Annotated in this window: 13 protein-coding genes and 2 pseudogenes; 1 reads left to right on the top strand and 14 read right to left on the bottom strand. The window is 42.2% G+C overall.

What is annotated here, in order from left to right:
• Positions 1 to 7 precede the first annotated feature (7 nt).
• The 6 genes from mraY to IGI84_RS04070 all read right to left on the bottom strand — a co-directional run bounded on the left by mraY (position 8) and on the right by IGI84_RS04070 (position 5,590).
• Positions 8 to 970 (bottom strand): phospho-N-acetylmuramoyl-pentapeptide-transferase, encoded by a 963-nt coding sequence (gene mraY, locus IGI84_RS04095; RefSeq protein WP_430600806.1) that lies wholly within the window; start codon positions 968 to 970, stop codon positions 8 to 10.
• Between the two features lie 15 nt (positions 971 to 985).
• Complete coding sequence (locus IGI84_RS04090; protein ID WP_142424782.1) at positions 986 to 3,181, bottom strand: penicillin-binding transpeptidase domain-containing protein; 2,196 nt, start codon at positions 3,179 to 3,181, stop codon at positions 986 to 988.
• On the bottom strand, positions 3,182 to 3,601 hold the full coding sequence (gene ftsL / locus IGI84_RS04085) for a cell division protein FtsL (protein WP_430600805.1): 420 nt from the start codon (positions 3,599 to 3,601) through the stop codon (positions 3,182 to 3,184). It abuts the gene before it with no gap.
• 5 nt (positions 3,602 to 3,606) lie between these two features.
• Positions 3,607 to 4,566, bottom strand: a complete 960-nt coding sequence (rsmH, locus tag IGI84_RS04080) for a 16S rRNA (cytosine(1402)-N(4))-methyltransferase RsmH (protein ID WP_430600804.1) — start codon at positions 4,564 to 4,566, stop codon at positions 3,607 to 3,609.
• 25 nt (positions 4,567 to 4,591) lie between these two features.
• Positions 4,592 to 5,023 carry a division/cell wall cluster transcriptional repressor MraZ gene (gene mraZ / locus IGI84_RS04075; protein ID WP_430600956.1) on the bottom strand — a complete coding sequence of 144 codons (432 nt, stop codon included), beginning with the start codon at positions 5,021 to 5,023 and terminating at the stop codon, positions 4,592 to 4,594.
• Between the two features lie 198 nt (positions 5,024 to 5,221).
• The gene (locus tag IGI84_RS04070; protein ID WP_086293099.1) at positions 5,222 to 5,590 is read right to left on the bottom strand and encodes a DUF3397 domain-containing protein; all 369 of its coding nucleotides are present in this window, start codon (positions 5,588 to 5,590) and stop codon (positions 5,222 to 5,224) included.
• Positions 5,591 to 5,922: 332 nt separating this feature from the next.
• On the opposite strand from IGI84_RS04070, the gene IGI84_RS04065 reads away from it, so the two are divergent.
• On the top strand, positions 5,923 to 6,042 hold the full coding sequence (locus IGI84_RS04065) for a DUF4044 domain-containing protein (protein WP_005237290.1): 120 nt from the start codon (positions 5,923 to 5,925) through the stop codon (positions 6,040 to 6,042).
• Between the two features lie 63 nt (positions 6,043 to 6,105).
• Here the strand turns inward: IGI84_RS04065 and cls are convergent, their stop codons facing one another.
• From cls to IGI84_RS04025, 8 genes and pseudogenes are all read right to left on the bottom strand, one after another.
• Positions 6,106 to 7,551: a cardiolipin synthase gene (cls, locus tag IGI84_RS04060; RefSeq protein ID WP_096742357.1), complete on the bottom strand. Its 1,446-nt coding sequence runs from the start codon at positions 7,549 to 7,551 to the stop codon at positions 6,106 to 6,108.
• A gap of 122 nt (positions 7,552 to 7,673) precedes the next feature.
• On the bottom strand, positions 7,674 to 8,558 hold the full coding sequence (gene ftsX / locus IGI84_RS04055) for a permease-like cell division protein FtsX (protein WP_077453536.1): 885 nt from the start codon (positions 8,556 to 8,558) through the stop codon (positions 7,674 to 7,676).
• Positions 8,551 to 9,237: a cell division ATP-binding protein FtsE gene (gene ftsE / locus IGI84_RS04050; protein ID WP_005237293.1), complete on the bottom strand. Its 687-nt coding sequence runs from the start codon at positions 9,235 to 9,237 to the stop codon at positions 8,551 to 8,553. The genes ftsX and ftsE overlap by 8 nt, the downstream gene beginning before the upstream one ends.
• A gap of 112 nt (positions 9,238 to 9,349) precedes the next feature.
• Positions 9,350 to 10,457, bottom strand: a protein-coding gene (prfB, locus tag IGI84_RS04045) for a peptide chain release factor 2 (protein WP_102136372.1) whose coding sequence is annotated in 2 segments (ribosomal slippage) — positions 9,350 to 10,384 and positions 10,386 to 10,457 — 1,107 coding nt in all. Because the reading frame shifts where the segments join, the coding sequence is not laid out codon by codon here.
• Between the two features lie 88 nt (positions 10,458 to 10,545).
• Positions 10,546 to 10,620, bottom strand: a pseudogene (locus IGI84_RS04040) (SEC-C metal-binding domain-containing protein); the annotation flags it as partial.
• 45 nt (positions 10,621 to 10,665) lie between these two features.
• A pseudogene (secA, locus tag IGI84_RS04035) lies at positions 10,666 to 13,050 on the bottom strand (preprotein translocase subunit SecA); the annotation flags it as partial.
• A gap of 247 nt (positions 13,051 to 13,297) precedes the next feature.
• A complete protein-coding gene (locus IGI84_RS04030; protein WP_430600803.1) occupies positions 13,298 to 14,113 on the bottom strand; it encodes a DUF1189 family protein in 816 nt (271 codons plus the stop codon).
• Between the two features lie 10 nt (positions 14,114 to 14,123).
• On the bottom strand, positions 14,124 to 14,957 hold the full coding sequence (locus tag IGI84_RS04025) for a sugar ABC transporter permease (RefSeq protein WP_077453539.1): 834 nt from the start codon (positions 14,955 to 14,957) through the stop codon (positions 14,124 to 14,126).

Below are 14,957 nucleotides of genomic sequence, written 5' to 3'. Positions count from 1 at the left end.
TCATCTCCTACCATACAAGGGCTATTGTGAGCAACGAGCAACCTAACGCGATACACCAAAATACAGTATCGATCTTCCACTCAGACCATCCACTCATTTCAAAATGATGATGAATGGGTGACATCTTGAAGATTCGTTTGCCCGTTAATTTGAATGAGGCAACTTGCAGCATCACGCTTGCTGTTTCACAAACATAGACCAATCCGACAAGCAAGAGGGTCCATTCTTGGTGTAAAAGAATCGAGATAGCTGCCAACAGACCGCCTAAAGCCAGTGAGCCGACATCTCCCATGAAAATTTTTGCCGGTTTGCGATTGTAGGGAAAGAAGCCGATCAATCCGCCAATGATCGCAAGACAAACGATCAAAACATCGATTTGATCTTGTCGCCAAGCAATCAGTGCGTATGTTGAAAAAGAAATCGTGCCCAGTCCTGCGACTAGTCCATCGATACCATCCGTCAAGTTGACTGCATTTGAAAAACCCACAAGCCAAAAAATGACGAATAAGCCATAAAAAATCGATAGCGATACATCGATCCCAAAGAAATTCAGTACATCCGCATTGCCTTCAGATCGGAAAACAAAGTAAAAGACGAGTCCGCCTAAAATCTGTCCAATCAGCTTTTGCAGCGAGTTTAAGCCCATATTTCTTTTGCGGAAAATCTTGATGAAGTCATCAAGAAATCCTAATGCACCATAAACCGAGGTAATGAACAAAAGAATGAACAATGAAGCAGTCAATTGATTTTGCCATGCTCCTACCCAGATGGCAGTGATCATTGCAGAAATCAAAAATACAAACCCACCCATCGTTGGTGTTCCGGCCTTTACATTGTGCCATTTGGGACCGTCACCACGTATTTCCTGTCCGTATTTCTTCATTTGAAAATAGCCGATAAACAAAGGCATTGTGGCTGTTACGATCGCAAAGCCACTTGCCAAAGGTAATATCATCTCTGTCCATTCCATATTGTTCTCTCCTATTTATTCGTTTTCACTTAGTGTAAACTTGATCGATTGCCCCGATAATTCGGTGTAAGGCTCAACGCTTTGTTTGGTACAATAGCCGTCTCCTTCAAAACTAACATCTACATTTAGTAGACTGCCAAATTTAATCAAATCTGCTTTTGACCAGGAAGTTGTATCCGGCATATAGTACTTATCGCTATCGGTAACGAGCAGTACTCGTTCTCCTGGCATGATCGAAGTTCCACTGTCAACCGATTGGGCAATGACTTTTTCACCATCCCCGATGACTATTGGAATCAACCCAGCTTTTTGAACGTCGGTTGCAGCAGATTCTGTATCGAGATTGCGATAATCCCCCACAGTCGTTTCGCTACCAGATGTTGTGCTTTCTTCTAATGCAGAGTTTTTCAGATCCATGACCCGTTTCATCAATGGATTGGCAATCTCACCTAACACGGTACTTTCATGCTTCTCTGGTAGTTTAATGGTCAAATACAAAATATATTCTGGTTCTTCTGAAGGAAACATCAAAACGACAGAATACAGATAATTGGTGCCTCCAGACAAATACTTGCCGGTTGTTGGATCAGCTACTTGGGCCGTCCCGGTTTTCGCAGAAATGTTGTAGCCAGGTAATTCATAAACGCCATAGGCACTTCCGTAATTTTCACTTTCGACAACATCACGCATATATTCGCGAACCTTCGTTGCCGCTTCTTCTGTGATGGGGTGCCCCACCTCTTCAGGTTGCGTGACCGTTTCTTCTCCAGTATTACCATCAACGATTTTACTAATAAATTGTGGTTTCAGCATCGTTCCATTATTGGCGACCGATGTAAAAGCCTGCATCATTTGGAAATTCGTCACACCAATCGCTTGACCAAAAGAAGTCATCGCCTGGCTGACAGGATTATCTTCTGGGGTGATTCCCGTATTTTCGTTAGGCAATCCTGAATAGGTGCTACGACCAAAGCCAAATTCTTTTAAGTATTGTTGCCAGCGGTCAGCCATTCGCTGTTCCAAGGTCACCATTCCAATATTACTGGACCACGAAAGAGCTTGGCGCATCGTCAAGGTTCCTTTTTGACCAAAGTCCCAGTCATTGATGGTGGCATCATAAAGTTTCAATCCATCAGGGCTTGGGGTAAAAGTTTCGTTCTCATTGAAGATGCCTTGATCGATGGCAGCTGCCGTCGTTAAGATTTTCATGGTGGATCCTGGCTCATAGTTGTCTTCAACCAATAGATTTTGCCAATCATTGATTGAATCCAAATTTTCTGGATTGTAGGTTGGTCGTTGTGCCATCGCTATGATTTCGCCGGTTTTGGCATCCATTAAATTGGCTGTTAAGTTTTCTGGTTTGTTTTCTTTAAAAACACTGTCCATCAGCGTTTCCAAATAGCTTTGGATCCGACTATCGATGGTTGTATAGACGTCTTTCCCATCCACCGCTGCGACGGTCTCGGCAACTGTTCCTGGTAGCGGATTTTGATTGTTGTCTTTTTGATAAACAATCTCGCCATCGGTTCCCGATAACACATCATTGTAGGCAGCTTCTAACCCGGTTTTACCGACTAGACCAGTATCGTCGTCATTGGCAACCGCATAGCCGATAAAGTGAGAAGAAAAGACCCCATTCGGATAAAGGCGAGCTGGATGGCTATCAAAATGGAAGCCAGCAATATCTTCTTGTTCCATCGCATCTTCAATCGCATTTTTTTGTTCTAATGTAATATTATTTCCCTTACTCCCAAAAGACACTCGCCACAATTGTTGCTCAAGACCATCCTCTAACGTATTGACTGCTGTCTCTTGATCAATGGACAAGACATCTGACAAGATTTTGGCCAACTTATTGAAGTTTGCTTTTTCTGCAAAGAGATTCTTATTACCATCTTTGTAATTTTGATTTAAAACAGCGTAAATAGAGTATGAGGTCACGTCCTCAGCAATCGGGATTCCATTGCGATCATAGATCGTTCCTCGTTTCGCCTTGATGACTTCACTGCCCTCATAGAGATTTTTGGTTTTTTCTGCTAATGAAGTCCCCGCAACATCTCCGACAATGACGATATAGCTCAAACGCGTGACAAACAAAAAGAACAATCCAATACTCGTAGCAAACAGAATAATACCTACTTTTTTGCGATTGTTCGTTGTAGTTTGATTGTTCTTTTTTAAGTATTGCTTGAATTTATCTGTTAACTTCATTTAGTCCACTTTCCTTAAATTGCCATCATCGATCGACAATCCATTATCCTCAGCAATCTTTTGGATCCGTTCGGTTTTAGAAAGCTCATTTTTCTCTTGTTCCAACTGTTCTGCTTGTGTCGTTTTTTCACTGATATCCGATTGGATAAGAGAAATATCATGTTCGACTTGGCTGATATTGGTCCGAATATTGATGGTCAAGATCGCCAACGTCAATACAGCGATGATCACAAAGGCAGCAATCAGTTTTTCTAGAGTAGAAATACTTTTTAACCGACGAGCCGGAGATGCTGGTACACGGATGACCTCAGGACGCTGGGGATCAGTAGGCAGTTTTTCAGTTGTCGGTTCAGAGTGAACCAAAGGTTGTGATTCAAGTGGTTCTCTGAATTCATAGTCATGAACTTTTAGTTCTGCCATAGTTGTTACCCTTCGCTTTCCTTGATTTTTTCCGCGATTCGTAGTTTCGCACTACGAGAACGATTATTTTCAGCTACTTCTTCCTCAGTAGGAAGCAGTGGTTTTCTTGTTATAAGTTTTAGTGTTGGTTGAAATTCTTCTGGTATCATCGGCAGACCTGGCGGCATGTCCTTCGGTGTACTGTATTCCTTGAACATCGATTTCACGATTCGATCTTCTAAAGAGTGGAACGTGATCACACTGACACGTCCGTTAACTGATAAAAGATGAATTGCTTGTTCAAGAGATTCTTCAATTACACCTAGCTCATCATTGACTGCAATTCGAATGGCTTGGAAAACCCGTTTTGCTGGGTGACCGCCCTTTCTTCTTGCTGGAGCTGGAATGACTGCTTTGATGATATCGACCAATTCCCCCGTTGTTTCGATGGGATGATCTTGTCTCACCCGCTCGATTTCACGAGCGATTTGTTTTGAGAATTTTTCTTCTCCATAGCGGAAGAAGATTTTGACTAATTGATGGTAGTCGAATTGATTGACCACTTCATAGGCAGTCAATGCTGCAGTTTGATCCATCCGCATATCTAGCGGTGCATCTTGGTGGTAGCTAAAGCCACGTTCGGCTTCATCTAATTGGGGTGAGGAAACACCTAAATCGTAAAAAATCCCATCGACTCGGCTCACACCGTGTTGATGCAATGCTTCCTTTAAATAGCGAAAATTACTTTTAATAAACGTGACCATCCCTTTAGCAACATATGGCGCTAAACGTTCTTTAGCATGGTCGATGGCGGTTTGGTCTTGATCAAAGGCAAAGAGATGTCCCTCTTCAGATAGTTGTGACAATAGATATTCACTATGACCGGCTCCACCTAATGTACAATCGACATAGACGCCTTCTGGACGAATCTTTAACCCATCAACGGTCTCCTGTAGCATAACGGTGTAGTGTTGAAAATCTGCCATGTGTTTTTTCCTCTTCCTATCAAGCCTATAAGCCAAAGTCGATCATTGTTTCAGCAATTTCATCAAAGTTTTCTTCTGCTTCTTCAGAGAATGCTTGCCAACGCGTTTCATCCCAAATCTCAATCCGGTTTGAAACCCCGATGATCACGCAGTTTTTAGTAAGGTCTGCATGATTTCTCAATGTAACAGGGATATTGATCCGACCTTGTTTATCGATCTCGCACTCTGTTGCAGCAGAATAAAAGAAGCGGACAAATGTCCGAGCATCCTTTTTCGCTAAAGGCATTTCGTTTAGTTTTTCTTCAAGTTTTTCCCATTCAGATAAGGGGTAGCCAAATAAACAGCCATCTAATCCACGTGTCACCACAAATTTTTCTCCGAGTTTTTCTCGTAGTTTTGAAGGGACGATTAGTCGGCCTTTTGCATCTATCGAATGTTGAAATTCTCCCATAAACATCGATAAATAACCCCCGATCTCCACCTGATATTCACAGTCTACCACAATCCCCCACTTTCTACCACAAATTATATGAAATTTGAAAGGGAAGTTGTTTGACTTTTCTTTACCAAATGAACAAAAAGGGAGAAAAAGACTTCTTAGAGTTTTTAAAAAAACTCTAAGAGGAAAAATGGACGTTTATCAATGGTCAAACCACTATAAGTAACTTACAATATTTAAAATGATCAAAACGATATGAAAGATGATCGTAAAGAGGAAAATACTGCGCCAATACATCTTAAAATAGCGACTATATTGGATTTCTTCATAGTAGTACGCCTGAAAGACGGCCAGTAGAATGCCTAATAGAAAAATGGAGATCAAATAGTACAATGTGATCGCTTGATCAAAAGTATATTTTGATAATTGGTGAATCCCCACCATTAAAAATGGTACCGCTAAATCCGGTGCCTTCACATGGAAACGATCATTCAACGAAAGTGCAGAAACGAGAAAACGACAAGCAAAATAAACGAGCACAGGAAAAATATACCAAAACAAAACGATTGGATTAAATCCAGACATACAGCAAAATCCTTTCTAACAACTAGTGTCACTATACTTTATTTTCTTTACATCCATGTTTCAGTTCTTTTAAAAATCTAAGCCGGAATAAGACAGCCATGAAATTTTTTAAGGAGGCTCTTATTTCAGCAACTAACTTTTGAAAGTTTTAAAGAATGTATTTCTTTACCTATTAAAGCAGAAGGGCGTAGCTTCAACAAGCCTATCTTGCCATTCTAACGAATTTTTTTATGGTGAAATTGAAATTTTCTTAATTTCTCCTTGGATCAACTTGAGTTCTTGAGAAATTGAGGGTAAACTGTCACTAGAATAACTCTAAAAGGTGGATTAGAATGAACGAGAAAAAACCAAAAAGTACCTTTGCAAAAATCACACAAGTCGTGATCTGGACCATGCTTATTCTCACTGTCGGCTCGATTTTCTTAGCAGCATACACAAGTATTATGGGTTAATCCTATTAAAAAGTGCCCTTTTCCAAAATGATGGCTTCCATCTTTTGGAAAAGGGCACTTTTTTTATAGTAACGGTGACACAAGACGTGCCAAACCTTCTTTGATTTTGATCGTCAACTTTCTTTGTTGATATGCTTCGATCGTTAGTGGCTTTGAATCGATCGAATCTGCTAGAAACGCTTCTTTCGTTTTGGTCGCTAGCTGCGCATCATAGATGATTGTATTAACTTCAAAATCTAGGCGAAAAGATCGGACATCAATATTTGCCGAACCAATCGATACAAGTCCACTGTCAATGATCATCGTTTTTGCATGCATAAACCCTTTTTCATAAGTCTCGATGATTGCGCCAAAGCGGAGCAATTCAGCCGCAAATGAATAGGTCGCCCAGTAAACCAAGGGGTGATCAGGTTTGTTCGGAATTTGTATATGAACTTTCACCCCAGAGAGCAGGGCTAACTTTAAGGCATTATGAATGGCTTCATCCGGAATATAGTACGGCGTTTGGATTAGGATCTCTTTTTTAGCTAAATTGATCATTTTCAAATAAGTCATTTTGATTTCTTCATGTTCCGTATCAGGACCACTAGTGATGACTTGGGCAGCGACTGTCCCCGTTTGTTTGATCTCAGGAAACAATGCCGGATCATATTTGATCTCCAAGGCATGCTGTGAGTTCCAGTCCATTAGAAACCGATTTTGCAGCGAATAGACTGCTGAGCCGGCAATTCGCAAGTGATTATCTCGCCAATAACCGAATTTTTCCACTTGTCCTAGATACTCGTCTCCCACATTAAATCCACCTGTATAACCAATCTCACCATCAATCACCACGATTTTGCGATGATTCCGATAATTGATTCGCGGATTGACATAAGGAACGAACAAAGGAAAGAAAAAGGCAATTTGCCCGCCATGTAGACGCAACTCATCAAAAAACTTCAAGGATACTTGGGTACTGCCCCAAGCATCTAATAAGACTCTTACTTTCACACCTCGCTTTGCCGCTCGTACCAATGCTTCTTTGACCTCATTTCCTAATGCATCGCTGCGATAAATATAATATTCCATATGAATGTGATTTTTTGCCTGTTCGATATCAGCAATCAAAGCATCAAATTTCTGCCGTCCATCGGTATAAAGCGTCATGCTATTGGCTGTCGTATAGAGAGATTGACCAAAGACCGTCAACAGATAGACTAACTGCTGGACTTCTACTTGAGCAGTCGGCGGATGCGGAAACAAATGACGCGAAAGTGCTTGTTTTTGCTCTTCTAGTTCAACATTTAGACCAATCTTTGCTTGCGAGCGCATATCAAAGATCTTTTCCTTGGAGATCCCTCTTCCGAAGAAAAAGTAAAGAACAAAACCAACAATAGGAATAAACATCAAGACCAAAAGCCAGGCCCATGTTTGAGCAGTCTGCCGCCTTTCTCTAAAAATGATAATAATCGATAACAAAATATTTACTATAAATAAAATGGTTACTAGATTGTCCATTACAACCATTTTTTCACCTCTTCCCCGATTTCCCGCTACTAAAGCATATCAAAAAATGGTACCTAAAGTAAAGAAACACTGTGAGGAAACAAAAAAAGCCGATCTGACGATCGACTTAAGAAAACATCGGTTTAGAATTTTAAGAATCGGCGCATCGATAAGACGGAACCAAGTGAACCGATCACGATTCCAATCAACGCCATCACACCACATACTTGAATCAAGAACAGATTTGGTGCAATTAGACTGTAATTTGAACGTAGCAAGGATGGATTGACCATTGCATAAACTTGATGATACCCGAAGTACATCAACGCAATTGGGACGATTGATCCTAAGAGTCCGATCCAGCCGCCTTCAAGAAAGAATGGCCAACGAATGTAGCCGTTTTTCGCCCCTACCAGACGCATGATTTGAATTTCTCTTTGACGAGACAAAATCGTGATCCGAATCGTATTGGAGATCAAAAACATTGCTACAAAAATCAGTAAGACTGCCGCCGCTAAGCCCCAAGTCCGCACAGCCGCAGACAATTCAAAGATTCGGTCAGAAGAATCTCCGCCGTAATCGGCTTTGAAAACATTTGGCAATTCGCCCGCTTGTTCAGCGATCTCTGTCGTATACTCTGGATCTGTTGCACTGACGACAAACACGTTATAGAGCGGATTGCTGTCGCCTTCGAACAAGTTCCATGAATCTCCCATGGCATCTTGGATCTTCTGCAATTCTTCGTCTCGACTAGAAAATTTCACTTCCGAAACGTTAGGTAGATCGTTTAAGGATTGTTCTAAAGCATCCATATCTTCTTGTTCCGTACCAATATCAACGAAAACCGAAACATCCACATTCTCACGAATGTCTTCGGCTAATTTTGTTGCATTTAAGATTACACCTAGAAAAATACCGACTAATGTCAGTGTGATCGTTACCGCACTCAACGACGCGATGGTCATCCAGCCGTTACGCTTTAAACTTTTGATACTCTCCAGGAGATGACGGAAAAATGTTCTAATCATCGTAACCATATTCTCCTTCCGCTTGGTCGCGAATAATGCGGCCATTCTCAATCGCGATCACGCGATGACGAATCGTATTTACGATCGTACTATTATGGGTCGCCATAACGACCGTTGTTCCTTGGGCATTGATCCGATCAAGCAATTTCATGATTTCCCATGAGTTTTCAGGATCTAGGTTCCCCGTTGGTTCATCCGCAATCAATACTTTCGGCGTATTTACGATGGCACGAGCGATTGACACACGTTGTTGTTCCCCACCGGAAAGCTCACTCGGAAATACCCGTACTTTATGTTTCAGTCCGACTAAATCCAGAACTTCCATCACCCGTTTTTTGATATCACGGGGTTTGCGTCCGATAACTTGCATTGCATAAGCAACATTTTCAAAGACCGTTTTCCGCGGTAAAAGTTTGTAGTCTTGGAAGACCACGCCGATTTCTCGGCGCATCAAAGGGATCTCACGGTTTTTCATGCCGACCAAATCATATCCTGCGACATTCAAAACGCCTTTTGTTGCTCTTTCTTCTCGATACATCAATTTGATAAAGGTTGATTTTCCGGCACCGGATGGTCCAACGACATAGACAAACTCCCCTTGATCAATCGAAATCGAAAGGTTGCGGATAGCAGTCGTACCATTAGAGTACTTTTTCATTATATCTTTCATTTCTATCATACAGCTATCTCTCCATCTCAAATTTTCATTCTGGCTTATTATAGCATGAATATATTTCACCTTGCTTGCAACAGATTACAATTATGTTTCAATCTGTTTAAGTCACACCAGGTTATTTTTGATTCAGTTTTAGCTTCAAATACGCATCGATAAAGCCATCCAAATCGCCATCCATGACTGCCTGTACATTCCCAGTTTCGAAATTTGTCCGGTGATCTTTGACCATCGAATAGGGATGGAAGACATAGGAACGGATTTGCGAGCCCCATCCAATTTCTAACTGTTCGCCTCGCAAAGCTGCTGCTTCTTGTTCTTTCTTTTCCACTTCTAATTGATACAGCTTGGCTTTCAACATCCCCATCGCTTGCTCGCGGTTTTTCAATTGTGAGCGCTGGGCTTGGCTAGCAACTACCGTACCTGTTGGGATATGGGTGATCCGCACAGCAGATTCGGTTTTGTTGATGTGCTGTCCACCAGCGCCGCTTGCGCGGTACGTATCGATCTTCAAATCATCTGAGTTGATCTCCACATCGATCGCCCCATCTAATTCTGGCATCACATCCACCGAACAAAATGACGTATGTCGTCTCTTAGCAGAATCAAAAGGTGAAATACGGACCAAGCGATGCACGCCTTTTTCCGACTTCAAATAACCATAGGCGTTGTGCCCTTTCACAAGTAATGTGACACTTTTGATCCCCGCTTCATCACCGGCTTGATAGTCCAAGGTTTCCACCTGATATCCATGCTGTTCGCAAAAACGAGTATACATCCGTAACAGCATGCTGCCCCAGTCTTGCGACTCCGTACCGCCTGCGCCCGGATGAAGCTCGATGATCGCATTGTTCCGATCATAGGGTTCATCTAACAACATCGACAATTCATAAGAAGCCATTTTCTCATTTAACTTACCGATTCGTGCTTCAAGTTCTGCTTCCATTTCCGGATCAGCTTCTTCTTGAATCATTTCTAGCATCACTTCGAGCTCTTCCAATTCTTCTGCTAGCTGATTGAATTGATCGTAGGTCTCTTTGTTGGCATTATTGGCGTTAATGACTTGTTGGGCTTTTTCCGAGTCATCCCAAAAGGTGGGATCTGCCATTTGGTGCTCCGCTTCCGCAATGTCCTCTTCTAACTGATCTAAGTCAAAGAGACCCCCTAAAACTGATTATTTTTTCATTCATCTGGGTCAATTGATTCCGAATATCTGCGATTTCCATTAAAATTCCTTCTTTCTTTTTTTCTTACAAACGAAAGTAGACTGGACAAAAACGTCTGCCAGCCTACTCTCACCTTTTTCAAAACTTGTTACATATTTTTCCCGTGGCAATTCTTGAATTTTTTCCCGCTTCCGCATGGACAAGGATCATTGCGACCCACGTTTTTGAAACTTGGCGCTTGGGCAGCCGGTGCTTCTTCTACCCCTTGCGCTTCTCCTTGGGCTACTTGTTCCCGTTGAACGTTTTGACGAATCTCTGCCTTCATAAACAGACGCGTTACTTCATACTCGATGGCTCCAACCATGTTTTCAAACATATTGAATCCTTCTGTTTGGTACTCAACTAATGGATTGTTTTGTCCATAAGCCCGTAACCCAACCGATTGACGCAACTGATCCATAGCATCGATGTGGTCGGTCCACTTCGTATCAACGACTCGTAAAATCACTACTTTTTCAAATTCCAGTAATTGTTCTGGACTATTAAGTTGTGTTTTCTTTTGTTCAAAGACTTCTTCTGCCCGTTGGTTTAGATAATCTTTGATCTCTTGAGCTGATTTGCCCTTGATGTCTTCGATGCTGATGGTATCTTCATGAACAAGTGCATTGGCCGCAAAATCAACGATTCCTTCATAATTCCAATTGCTTTCCTCTAATTGCGTATGACTGTCAACGACCCGGCTGATGGAGCGTTTCACCATATTCATTAATTGTGGTGAAAGATCCGTTTCTTCCATGATCACTTCTTGACGTTGTCCGTAAATAACTTCCCGCTGTTCTCGCATTACGTCATCGTATTGCAAGACGTTTTTCCGGGTATCGTAGTTATTCCCTTCCACACGTCTTTGGGCAGATTCTACTTGTTTTGAAAGCATCTTGCTTTGGATCACGGCATCGCCTTCATCGATTTTCATCCGATCCAAGAACACTTTGATTCGTTCAGAACCAAAACGCTTCATTAAATCATCTTCTAGCGATAAGTAAAATTGCGACATCCCTGGATCTCCTTGACGTCCCGCACGTCCCCGCAACTGATTATCGATCCGTCGTGATTCATGACGCTCAGTACCGATAACTGCCAAGCCGCCTAGTTCAGCAACACCAAGACCTAACTTGATGTCCGTTCCCCGACCAGCCATATTGGTCGCGATCGTTACAGCGCCTTTTTGTCCCGCATTCAAAATGATTTCTGCTTCTTTAAAGTGATTCTTGGCATTCAATACTTCATGAGGAACTTTCTCACGATCAAGCATTGATGACAATAATTCAGACGTCTCAACAGCGACCGTCCCTACAAGGACGGGTTGTCCTTTGCGGTGACGCTCTTTGATGTCTTGAACGACTGCTTGGAATTTGCTGGTAAGCGTTGGATAAAGCAAGTCCGCACGATCATCCCGTAAAATTGGTTTGTTTGTAGGAATCTGAATGACTTGCATGTTATAGATTTCTCGAAACTCTTCTTCTTCTGTTTTCGCTGTACCGGTCATCCCAGACAGTTTTTTGTACATCCGGAAGTAGTTCTGGAATGTGATCGTCGCCATCGTTTTGGTTTCATCTTCGATCTCGACACTTTCTTTTGCTTCGATCGCTTGATGGAGCCCGTCAGAATAGCGGCGGCCATCCATGATCCGACCTGTAAATTGGTCAACGATCATTACTTTCCCATCTTGCACCACGTAATCAATGTCGCGAATCATAATGTAATTCGCTCGTAGCGCTTGGTCCAAGTGATGGGTCAATGCCGTGTTTTCAATATCATACAAGTTTTCTAAGCCGAAAGTCTCTTCCGCTTTTTCGATCCCACGCTCTGTCAAACCGATCGTTTTTGATTGGATATCGATTTTGTAGTCTTCTTCTTCCGTCAAGCGTTTGACAAAATTGTCGACCCGGGTGTATAGCGCAGTTGATTTTTCTGCTTGTCCTGAAATGATCAACGGTGTTCTCGCTTCATCGATCAAGATCGAATCGACCTCATCGACGATGGCATAGTTTAATGGACGTTGTACCATTTGATGACGGTAAACCACCATGTTGTCCCGCAAATAGTCAAACCCTAATTCATTGTTTGTACTGTAAGTGATGTCACAAGCATACGCCGCACGTTTTTCTTCTGCTGATTTTGAGTTGATGTTCAAGCCGACCGTCAAGCCTAAAAAGTTGTACAGCTCTCCCATCTCAGTCGAGTCACGAGTTGCCAAGTATTCATTGACGGTTACGACGTGGACGCCTTGACCGCTCAAAGCATTCAAATAAACAGGTAATGTCGCCGTCAAGGTTTTCCCTTCACCGGTACGCATCTCTGGAATATTCCCATCATGTAAGACGATCCCACCCATTAATTGGACGTGGTAAGGATACAGACCCAAAACGCGTTTTGCAGCTTCACGAACTACTGCAAAGGCTTCAGGTAATAATTTATCCAAAGTCTCTCCCTCTTGGAAACGACGACGAAATTCATCGGTTTTCCCGCGTAATTGTTCATCAGATAAAGCGGCCATTTCATCCGCATGTGATTCAACTTGATTCGCAATATGGTCAAGACGTTTTAATTCTTTTTTGTCGTTTTCGATTAATTTTCTAAAAAAATTGGCCATACCTTAATAATTCTCCTTTTACTTCTACATTATCCTAGCTGGAAACTCTCCTAACTATTTTAGCACTAGTTCACCATAAATGAAATATTTTTCGATAGAACTATCGCATCAATCTTGCGTGATAAACGGATTCTTAACCTTTTTTCACAGATTTTAAAGAAACGAAGGGAAAAAATACGCAACAAGCCATTGATCGGCGCCAAAAGTCCAGCGCACGTCCAAATGACTTGTTGCGAATGTTTGCAAATTAGGCCGTTTTAAAACGGGTTTTTAAGAAAGCTAAGAAAAGCATCAGCAGCATGCCTAAAGACTGAATCCCGATCATCAAGATGATATCAGCGCCAATAAATCCTGCCAACATTGCCACCAGAGAGCCTACCCCCAATGCATTTAAAATCACGTTCGTGCTTTCTTTGAAGCTGCCGATTGTCGACAGTCGTGATTTTTTCGTCAACCAGAGGAAAAATGCTGCGCCTATGACGAGAATACTATTCATTGCCACCAATAAAAATGCCACTGTGATCGTCTGACTGAAGAAAATCGCCGTCTCGTTGTTGCGATAGAAGCCGTCTTCGATCACTTTCTGAAACGAAGTCGCATCATGCACTTGATCAGGCATCATTTCCGCCGTGTAACGCATTTTATAGTGATAGGTTTGTCCATCGATTTCTTCTTTGATGGTCCAGTCTGTTTCTCGGAAATTGATGGCATATTTGGCTTCCTCAAGGTCCGCTTCTGAAAGCCCAACGCCTATAATGCCCGTTTCTGTTTGCGAAAAGACTTGTGACTCATCCGTTAAAAGTTTGCCATCTTCTAGCTGCAGTTCACTGTATTTGGCTGCTGTTTCAGCAGTCATGAGTGTTTTTGCATGGGGGAAAAATGCCGCAAAGGCTTGATCCGTTTGCTTGCTGATCATCAAGGTCAGCGGGACCATCAGCAAGGACATCAAGAAAATATAGACGAACACTTGCTGCCAGCGATTTAATTTTTTACGCCATGCATAGACTTTTGTTGGAGAAAAAATGGCCCCAAAGTATGTTAAGGGAAATCGTTGTTCAGACATCCTATCATTCCTATCCTTTTGTTCCGCCCGAGGTCAAACCTGAAACAAAGTATTTTTGTAAGAAGAAAAACAGTGCAGCAATCGGTACGGCGATCAAAATCGCCCCAGCCGCAAAAAGTGCTACCCGTTGGTTACGGGCATCGTTGATAAAAGTCTGCAGACCGACTGCGACAGTCAAACGCTCTTGTGAGCGAAGCAAGAACCGCGCTAGCAAGAATTCGCCGAATGGTCCCATAAAGGCCCATAATGCTTGCACGGCGACCATTGGTTTTACGAGGGGCAAAACGATTTGCCAAAAGATGCGAAAATGCCCTGCACCATCAAGTTTTGCTGATTCATCCAAGTCAATCGGTACCGTATCAAAGTACCCTTTCATCAGCCAAGTGTTCATGGGAATCCCACCACCGATATAGATCAGTGTCAAAAACCAAAAACTATCTAGACCGTTTGCTAATAAGCCCATGACATAAAAAGCGGTCAACGCCGACATCGTTGGCACCATCTGAACGATCAAGAACACCATCAAACTGCTCTTACGACCGGCAAAGCGATAACGACTGTAAGTATACCCTGCCAGCGTTACGATCATTACTTGGATCACCATCGTGGAAACAGCCACGATCAAAGTGTTTTTATACCATGTCAAATAGGGGGTTTCATTGAACAATCGTCGAAAGTTGTTCAATGTCCAATCCGCATCAAAATCCAAGCGAAAAGCGATCATATTCCCTGCCTTAAAGGCTGAGGTTGCGGTAATCAACAAGGGATAGATGATAATGATCGATAAAGCGATCATAAACAAGTAGGTAAATAATTTGCTGAAAGAAAACTTTTTCTTTTTCAT

This window comes from Enterococcus sp. DIV0008 (assembly GCF_050542615.1).
GTDB classification, from domain to species: Bacteria; Bacillota; Bacilli; order Lactobacillales; family Enterococcaceae; genus Enterococcus_D; species Enterococcus_D innesii.
The sequence above is the reverse complement of the archived record's forward strand: the minus strand, read 5'-3'. Positions and strand labels throughout refer to the sequence as shown.